The following is a 3,433-nucleotide window of genomic DNA, read 5'->3' as shown; positions in this document are numbered from 1 at the left end:
GAGCGCATCCAAGAAATATTCGACCAACTTACTTTTGAGCAGGTAATTTCTGTCTCTTCTTACAACTTTATTCTAGAAGCTTTATTCTATGCAGCTTCATATTAAATTGGTATTACTCTCTTAACCCCTTTTATAGAGGCTCAAAAGTTACAGTAATTGGAGCAATTAGTCTTAAAAAAGTAGTTGCATTAATGACAATGAATGGTTCAATGGATGGCATTGCGTTTGAATTATTTATTGAGAAGTTTTTAGTGCCAAATTTATGGTCAGGAGCAGTGGACGTAAATTGATAATTTATCCGCACATAAACTAGATTCAATTGTGCCAATGATTGAAGCTGTAGGTGCGAAAGTTATTTGTTTATCCTCATACTCACCCGATTTTAATCCAATTGAATTATGGTGGTCACAACTTAAATCTTTTTTACGCAGTTTTGCTCCGACTACAACAGAAATGGTTGATAAATTAATCTCAGTTGCACTCGATTTAATAAATCCTCAACATTTAAGAAACTGGTTTGCTAGTTGCTGCTACTGTACCTCATAACAGCCGCAAATGCTGTATTGGTGATCGCTTCTTGGATCAGCGCAAACGCACCTAAATTACTGTTGATCACAATGAAGGTTAAGAACCAACGAAAAAATCTTTCCTTTCGCGCTTGATTATTTTTTAAGCCCCAAAGCGATGCCTGCGGCGGGCTTTGCCTACGCCTAAAATTTTCGCAATAAGCAAGAGTTAATGACATTTTTTGCCTCTGTTGAGAATAGACTTTGCTTATTGACATAATGCGGCCGCCCTGGCATGAGTATAGGCTAGATAGCAACTTGAGATAAGCTAATGTTGTCCTTAAGAATGTCTATCTCGACTGGAGAAAGTACTTTATCTTTCATTTGTTGTAGCTCATGTAGGGCAGCGTTAGCATTGCTATCACTAAATTTGAAGTACTCAGTTAAACTACCAATGCGATAATTGTAATTATGATAGCGGTGTTTAAAATATAGTTCTACATTACCTCTGTGTGGCCAAGTTCCAAGTATTTGAATAGCAACAGTTTGATAAGGGATAAGTAAATCCGTTTCTATTTCTGTCAATCGCTGTTGGATGGGTCTGGCGGTAACTCCTATCTTGTGCAAAGTATCAATATTCGTTTGTATCTCTAAAAAATACAGAGTACAAGATAAAATGCGTTGAAGTTGAGCGCGGTAAAGTGCTAAGTCGGTGAGCCGATATGACTTATCTGGTGCATTTTTGTATAATGCGTGTTTGGCTGCTAGCTCTAGTTTCAGTAGCTTTTTGAGCAACAGAGGTTCTTGCACTTCGTTGAATAAATTGAATTCTAGCGCTCCAACAGGGATTTTTCCTAAACTAGTGAATTCATAGGCTGGAGGGGTTAAATACACGTTTTTCTGGAACATTCCAGCTTTAACAAGCCCTGGAGTAACTAAACCAGGGCTGATAGGATAATTGAATGAGCCGTATTCTTTCCATAGCAGTTTTAACTGTGCTAAATCTTTACGCGATAGGTAAATATTAAAATTATCATAGAGTGGTAAAATTGGAAAATCACGGTTAGCTACAGGTAAGCAAGTCGCTGAAGAATGTGCAAAATGATGTTGCTTAACCTTACCTTTCTTAGCAGTTAGCTTCCCGTAACAATAAGGACATAAAAGCTCGGTTTTACCACTACCAACATCTTCAACACAGACTAATTGTCCATCTGGAGCTACACCAAATTTGAGCCACATTGTCACGTTCACTCATTAGCATAAAAACCAATCGGGGCTGATAGTAGAAAGTTCAAGCAAGCTTTAAATAATTTGCATATCTGCAAAATTTGGCTCAAACTAGTGCTAGTGTACTATAGGATTTCTAATTTAGGATTTAATTTGCTTGAAAATGGCGTGAAAAGCGAGACTGTTTGTAGTGGAGCTACCTTTGGAACAAGAATCTGTCGCTAGAACTCGGAAGATAGTTCACGTTGATATGGATGCCTTCTACGCATCGGTGGAACAGAGGGATAACCCTAGCTACCGAGGTAAACCGTTAGTCGTCGGTGGCAGTCCGAATCAGCGAGGTGTGGTTGCAGCAGCTAGTTATGAAGCTCGTAAGTTTGGGATTCACTCCGCGATGCCGTCAGTAACAGCGATCGCCAAATGTCCTGGGCTGATATTCGTTAGACCGAGATTCGATGTTTACCGAGAGATTTCTGCTGCAATCCACGCTATCTTTAAACGCTACAGTGATTTAGTGGAAGGAGTTGCACTAGATGAAGCATATTTGGATGTGACTGAGAACAAGCAAAACATCACCTACGCTTCTACCATCGCAAGACATATCAAAACTGCGATTTTCCAGGAAACTCAGTTGACGGCAACTGCGGGTGTATCAATTAACAAATTCCTAGCAAAAATGGCATCAGGCCAGAATAAACCCAATGGACTGACGGTGATTTTACCGGAGGAAGCGATCGCCTTTGTAGAACAGCTGCCGATTGAAAAGTTTCACGGGATTGGAGAAGTTACAGCAGCGAAGATGCATTCACTTGGCATTCACACTGGGGCAGATTTGAAGCAGCGATCGCTCTTGGAGCTAACACACCATTTTGGTAAAGCTGGTCAGTATTATTACAAAATTGCCAGGGCAGAAGATGATCGTCCAGTTGAGGCGAATCGGGTTCGTAAGTCCATCGGTGCAGAAACTTCATTTGCAAGTGATTTAAGCGATGTCGGTCAGATGTTACAGGAACTCGAACAGATTGCCCAAATCGTCGAGCAACGGTTAGAGCAGCACGAAACGCGAGGCCGCACATTAACCTTGAAAGTCAAGTTTTCTGACTATCATCAGATAACCCGCAGTAAAACAATGCTTGCTCCCATCAGTGAACTATCTACGATTTTTGAGATAGCCAAAGCGCTGTTTGAGTCGATTGATCTGGAAAACCGTAGTATTAGGTTACTGGGCATTTCCTTGTCTAACCTTGATAACGCCAAACAAACCCAAGTGATTCAACTGCCACTATTTAAGAATGCAGGGATTATATTTTAGCTTAGAGGATGTTTTAAAAGTCGAAGCGAGTTAAAAATTATGCCAGTCGCCTGACCATAATCCGGATCATCGCAATGTAAATAAAAGTCTCAGAGGTTTCTGGTAGTCGTTCATAATCTTTACTTAAACGTCGACACCAGTTAAGCCAACCAAAAGTTCGCTCAACAACCCAGCGCTTTGGTAAATGGACAAAACCTTTCTTTTCCAATGGTCGAAGCACAATTTCCACAATCCAGCGAAACATATCCATCACCCAACGCATAAATTCTTCACCACGGTATCCGCCGTCCATCCAAATAAGATTTAAACGTTTTACCTGACTGCCTGTATTGTGAACTCGGTTGAGAACTTTTTTCGCTCCTTCTCGTTCTGGAAGACTGGCTGAGGT

The 3,433-nt window shown here is 40.6% G+C and carries 4 protein-coding genes; 2 read left to right on the top strand and 2 right to left on the bottom strand.

Annotated elements, in window-relative coordinates:
* The first annotated feature begins 285 nt into the window (after positions 1-285).
* Positions 286-546, top strand: a complete 261-nt coding sequence (locus H6G97_RS56415; RefSeq protein ID WP_422394289.1) for a transposase — start codon at positions 286-288, stop codon at positions 544-546.
* A 266-nt stretch (positions 547-812) separates the two neighbouring features.
* Here the strand turns inward: H6G97_RS56415 and H6G97_RS48040 are convergent, their stop codons facing one another.
* Complete coding sequence (locus tag H6G97_RS48040; protein WP_190947375.1) at positions 813-1,745, bottom strand: competence protein CoiA family protein; 933 nt, start codon at positions 1,743-1,745, stop codon at positions 813-815.
* Between the two features lie 190 nt (positions 1,746-1,935).
* On the opposite strand from H6G97_RS48040, the gene dinB reads away from it, so the two are divergent.
* On the top strand, positions 1,936-3,045 hold the full coding sequence (gene dinB / locus H6G97_RS48035) for a DNA polymerase IV (RefSeq protein WP_242056132.1): 1,110 nt from the start codon (positions 1,936-1,938) through the stop codon (positions 3,043-3,045).
* 37 nt (positions 3,046-3,082) lie between these two features.
* On the opposite strand, the gene H6G97_RS48030 is transcribed toward dinB, so the two are convergent.
* Positions 3,083-3,433: transposase (locus tag H6G97_RS48030; protein WP_190941080.1), on the bottom strand; the 351-nt coding region annotated here is incomplete at its 5' end.

It is taken from the genome of Nostoc flagelliforme FACHB-838 (assembly GCF_014698065.1).
Classification (GTDB): domain Bacteria; phylum Cyanobacteriota; class Cyanobacteriia; order Cyanobacteriales; family Nostocaceae; genus Nostoc; species Nostoc flagelliforme_B.
This window is presented reverse-complemented; position numbering and strand designations above follow the sequence as displayed.

Excerpts from the sequence above, each read along its gene's own strand:
- H6G97_RS48040 (WP_190947375.1), bottom strand. The coding sequence starts at position 1,745 with ATGTGGCTCAAATTTGGTGTAGCTCCAGATGGACAATTAGTCTGTGTT.